Source organism: Rhodococcus sp. T7 (assembly GCF_009872365.1).
GTDB lineage: Bacteria > Actinomycetota > Actinomycetes > Mycobacteriales > Mycobacteriaceae > Rhodococcus_F.
The window spans coordinates 1-4,596 of record NZ_WXYH01000142.1; the positions used below are offsets into that span (position 1 = coordinate 1).

Genomic DNA, 4,596 nt, shown 5'->3' on the forward strand with positions numbered 1-4,596 from the left:
CGCCGGCGCGCTCGCAGTCGGAGCGCTCACCGCTACCGCGGCCCCCGCGGCCGCAGACCCCATCACCATCCCCGGTGTCGGAACCTTCGAGATCCCGGGTGTCGTCATCCCGCAGATCCCCGGTGTCCCGAACCTGCCCGCGCCCGGCAGCACCGCAGGTGACAAGGCCGTTCAGGCCGCTCAGACCAAGCTCGGCTCGCCGTACGTCTACGGCGCCGCAGGTCCCAACTCGTTCGACTGCTCCGGCCTGGTGCAGTGGGCGTTCAAGCAGGCCGGACTGAACCTGCCGCGCACCAGCTACGCGCAGGCGGCCGCCGGTACCCCGGTGTCGCAGTCCGATCTCCGCCCCGGCGACGTGATCTCCTTCTACGGCGGCTCGCACTCGGGCATCTACGCCGGCAACGGCAACGTGATCCACGCCTCCACCGAGGGCCAGCCCGTCAAGTTGGCGCCCATCGCGTCCATGCCTTTCGACGGCGCACGCCGCTACTGATCCCACCCGAGGCGAGGCATCCACCGAGTCGAGGGCGGGGATGCACGGGGTAGCTTCGCAGGATCTCGCACGACCACCGAGGGTGGGTTCGAATCACGATTCGAACCCACCCTCGATGTCGTTGCGCCCCAGGCAGACAGCGTGTCGTTCGCCCGGCCGGTGGTCCCCGCCACCCCCGTCGTGACATGGGTGGACACAAACGTATGCCATTCCGTAACCTATCCGAGACCTTGCGAAGTCTTGTCGCGCCAACCGGGCGGCAACGCCGGGTCACCACCTCTTCGGCACTCCGCGGTCGCACCGGCCGGGGAAATTCCTGAGCCGCGCATCGGACAACCGGCCCGGCTGGTGGAGATCGACGATCGGAGAACCGCATTTCCGTGGCCTCACACAAGTTGAAGCGCTCCCTGGGCAGCGTGCTGACAGCCGGAGCGCTGTCGGTCGCGCTCGTGTCGCTGCCCTCGATCCAGGCGGGTGCGGACCCGGTCACCACCAACCCGACCGAGGCGCTGACGAAGCTCGGAGACCTGTCCCGGCAGTCCGAGCAGACGTCGGAGGCCCTCCACAACGCGCAGATCGATCTCGAGGCCAAGCAGTCGGCCCAACGCGACGCGGACGCCCGGCTCGCGGCCGACCAGGGCGTGCTCGACGAGGCCAACGCGCGAGTCGCCGTCTTCCAGCCCGTGGTGAACAAACTCGCCACCGCCAACTACCAGGGCGCCCGGACCAATCGCCTGTTCGCCGTGATGGTGAGTGATTCACCGCAGCAACTCCTGGACCAGATGTCTGCCCTGGATGCCATCTCCAACGACACCCGCAACCAGGTCGCGCAATTCCAGTCGGCCACGTCGGACGCCACGAAGGCCGCGGAGGCGTCGAAGCAGTCCGCGGATTCCGCGCGGGCGGCCACCGAGCAGGCCAAAATGGTCAGCGACGACCTGCAGCGCAAGCAGAGCGACCTGCAGGCGCAGATCGCCGACGTGATCAAGGCGTTCGGCGATCTCACCGGCGCCGAACGCGACCAGTTGGCGGGGACGCCCTTCCCACCCGGCTTCGATCCCAACACGATCCTCGCGCACCTCACCCCCGGCTCGGGCACGAGCGCGCTGCAGGCGGGCATGACCCGCATCGGCGACCCGTACGTGTGGGGCGCCACCGGGCCCGACCAGTTCGACTGCTCCGGGCTCGTCGTCTGGGCGTACAAGCAGATCGGCAAGACGCTCCCGCGGTCCAGTCAGGCTCAGGCCAGCGGCGGCACCCCGGTGTCCCGCGACGAACTCCAGCCCGGCGACGTCGTCCTCTTCTACAACGACGCGTCCCATGTCGGCCTCTACGCAGGAAACGGCAACATTCTCCACGCGTCGACGTTCGGTGTGCCGGTGAAGATCGAGTCGATGGCGAAGTTCCCCTTCTACGGGGCGCGCCGCTACTGACGGCGACCGTCCGGCGACGGCACGCGGGCGTGCTCATACACTCACCGGCGTGCCCGCATCAGACCCGTCTCCCGCAACGGAGCCGACCTCACGCCGTCAGGCGCGCCCGTGGGAGCTCGCCGCGCTGGCCGGACTCGTCCTCGCCGTCGTCGTCGTACTCGCGCTGACCGGGTTCTCTCACGACGAGCGGGGCACCGACGGGGCCGTCGGCACCGCGCAGGCCGACACGGAGGCGCGTGCAGCGGCCGTCCAGGCGCTCCTCGACACGTGGGCGTCGGCCGTGCGGACGAACGACACGGCCCGGCTGTCCGGTCTGATGGACCGGGCGGCGTCGCCGGGCTTCCTGGCGGCGGAGACGCGCCGCGCGAGCAACGTTGCCGGGGTGGAATTCTCGGACTGGGGTTACGAGATCACCGAGAGTCCCGAGACGGCGGTGCCGTCGAGCCTCGTCGACGCGCTCGGGGCCGACGAGGTGTGGGCGCCGGCCGTACAACTGCGCTACGCGATCGCGGGGGCGGACGAGAACCCCACCCGCAAACCGGTCGCGCTCGTCGTCGCCCGGCGCGGCGACAGCTGGGCACTCGTCAGCGACAGCGCCACCGTGAACGGCGAGCGGCGGACCTGGCGCGGACCGTGGGACTTCGGAACCGTCGTGTCGCGCCGCGTCGACACCGGCGACGGCCGGACGTCGGTGGTGCTCGGACATCCCGAGAACGTCGCGATGGTGGACCGGCTGGCGGAGGAACTCCCCGCCGCCGTCGTCAACGCCACCCAGCTGTGGGGACCGGACTGGGCGGGCCGCGCACTCGTGTGGGTCGCCGGATCGCAGGACGAGTTCACCGCCCTCGTCGGTCCCGATCACGACGGCCGCGGCATCGCCGCCGTCGCCATCTCGGACGCCGTCGACCCCGACGCCGGCGCGGTCACCGGGCAGCGGATCGTGTTCAGCCCCTCGTCGGCGGAACGGCTCACCGACGTCACCCGGCGGGCGATCCTGCGACACGAACTCATCCACGTGGCGGCGCGCGCCGAGACGGTGGACCGCTCACCGATGTGGATACTGGAGGGCTACGCCGAGTACGCCGCCTACCGGGGAACCGGTGAGGCCGCACGGCAGATCGCGCCGGCCCTGACCGCGCAGGTGGGCGCGGAGGGTCCGCCGACCGGATTCCCCGAGAACACCGACTTCTCCGAATCCGGCGAACGCGGCTCCGTGGCCTACGAGACCGCGTGGTCGATCAACGCGTTCGTCGCGGAGCAGTACGGCGAAACGAAGCTGACGGAGCTGTACCGGACGCTGGCCGTGGGGGAGTCCGATCCGGACACGGTCGACGCACGACTGTCCGACGTCCTCGGTGTCGACGCCGAGCAGTTGCGGGACCGCTGGACCGACTGGGTGGGCGCTCACCTGGGGTGACCCTGCGTCGGTGACCGCACGGCCGACCGCCTACGGTGATCACATGCGCCGAACCCTGTTGGTGACGAACGATTTTCCGCCACGACCCGGCGGAATTCAGTCGTACCTGCACACCTTCGCCAAGCACCTGCCCGCCGAGGACCTGGTCGTCTACGCCCCGCGCTGGCGCGGCGACTCGCACATCAAGTTCGATGCGCGGCAACCGTTTCAGGTCGTCCGGCACCCCACCACCCTGATGGTGCCGACACCGTTCGTCGCGCGCCGCGCCACCAGACTGCTCGCCGAACACGACTGCACCGGCGTCTGGTTCGGTGCGGCGGCCCCGCTCGCCCTGCTGAGTTCGACGCTGCGCCGCGCCGGAGCGGAACGGGTGGTCGCGAGTACCCACGGGCACGAGGTCGGCTGGTCGATGCTCCCCGCCGCCCGCCAGGCCCTCGGCCGGATCGGCGACGGCACCGACGTCGTCACGTACGTCAGCCGCTACACCCGTGGCCGATTCGCGTCCGCATTCGGCGCCGGTGCGGCACTCGAGCACCTGCCGCCCGGAGTCGACACCGACCTGTTCACCCCGGACGGCGGGGCGCGGTCCGAACTGCGGGCCCGGTACGGGCTGGGGGACCGGCCGACGATCCTGTGCCTGTCCCGGCTCGTGCCGCGCAAGGGCCAGGACATCCTCATCAAGGCGCTCCCGAATATCCGCGAACACATCGACGGCGCCGTCCTCGTGATCGTCGGCGGCGGCCCCTACGAGGACCGCCTGCGCTCCCTGGCGCGCTCGGCGGGTGTCGAGGACCACGTCGTGTTCACGGGAACGGTGCCGTCTGCGGAATTGGCGGCGCACCACACGATCGCCGACGTGTTCGCGATGCCCTGCCGCACGCGGGGCGCGGGACTCGACGTGGAAGGCCTCGGCATCGTGTTCCTCGAGGCGTCTGCCTCCGGTGTCCCGGTCATCGCCGGACAGTCCGGCGGCGCCCCGGAAACGGTGCGGCAGAACGAAACCGGGATGGTCGTGGACGGCACGTCGGTGGCCGAGGTCGCGCGATCGGTGATCGCGGTGCTGTCCGATCGCGACCGGGCGGCGGCGATGGGCGCCGCCGGCCGGGACTGGGTCAAGGCGCAGTGGCGTTGGGACGTGCTCGCCGCCAAGCTGCAGTTGCTCCTGGCGTGACCGCCCCGTGAGTACTTGTCATCCCTGAAAAGGGGCGGGTAGTCAAGTGCTGGCATCTGGGTGTTTCGGTTTCGGGGCCTGT

General features: G+C 70.5%; 4 protein-coding genes. All 4 read left to right on the forward strand.

Annotated elements, in window-relative coordinates:
- On the forward strand, nt 1-493 hold a 493-nt coding region (locus tag MLGJGCBP_RS16045), incomplete at its 5' end, for an NlpC/P60 family protein (protein ID WP_236581125.1).
- A gap of 380 nt (nt 494-873) precedes the next feature.
- Entirely contained in the window at nt 874-1,926 is a 1,053-nt protein-coding gene (locus MLGJGCBP_RS16050) for a C40 family peptidase (RefSeq protein WP_087556218.1), read from the forward strand.
- 49 nt (nt 1,927-1,975) lie between these two features.
- Nucleotides 1,976-3,343, forward strand: a complete 1,368-nt coding sequence (locus MLGJGCBP_RS16055) for a peptidase MA family metallohydrolase (RefSeq protein WP_160096817.1) — start codon at nt 1,976-1,978, stop codon at nt 3,341-3,343.
- A gap of 43 nt (nt 3,344-3,386) precedes the next feature.
- Nucleotides 3,387-4,514, forward strand: coding sequence for a glycosyltransferase family 4 protein (locus MLGJGCBP_RS16060; RefSeq protein ID WP_160096819.1), 1,128 nt, complete (start codon nt 3,387-3,389; stop codon nt 4,512-4,514).
- Nucleotides 4,515-4,596: the final 82 nt, after the last annotated feature.

Excerpts from the sequence above, each read along its gene's own strand:
- MLGJGCBP_RS16060 (WP_160096819.1), top strand. The coding sequence starts at position 3,387 with ATGCGCCGAACCCTGTTGGTGACGAACGATTTTCCGCCACGACCCGGC.